Source organism: Fulvivirga aurantia (genome assembly GCF_009711475.1).
GTDB classification, from domain to species: domain Bacteria; phylum Bacteroidota; class Bacteroidia; order Cytophagales; family Cyclobacteriaceae; genus Fulvivirga; species Fulvivirga aurantia.
Window position 1 is genome coordinate 1 of sequence record NZ_SMMD01000080.1, and the last position, 406, is coordinate 406.

Annotated in this window: 1 protein-coding gene; it reads right to left on the minus strand. The window is 37.2% G+C overall.

The genetic code is table 11. The features are described from left to right. The coding region (locus E1176_RS20040; RefSeq protein ID WP_222933030.1) for a hypothetical protein at positions 1 to 406 on the minus strand (406 nt) is incomplete at both ends.

Below are 406 nucleotides of genomic sequence, written 5' to 3' on the forward strand. Positions count from 1 at the left end.
CACCATCATTATCTAAATCTGCAAAATTTGCATATCTATACACACCAGAAGTAGATGTAATACCAAATGGGTTAGTTTGAAAAGTAGTATAGTTAGGAGAAGATGAATTTCCAATATTCTCGAAATAAAAGTAGTTTGCTGATCCTGAGTTAGGAGACATAATATCTAAGTCTCCGTCCCCATCCAAATCTGCAAATCCAGCGCCCGAATAAGAACCTACATCTTGAAGACCAAAAGGCAATGAACCTTGATGAGTTCTGTTATAACCGCTGCTCTTCTCAGCATACACATTATAAGTAGTCGTACTATTAACACTTCCTGTATTCAAAGAAATAGCACTACCAGTGCCCGCAATAGGTCCATCGATTATGCTGTTATCTGCATCATTTCTTAGATAGTAATCTAC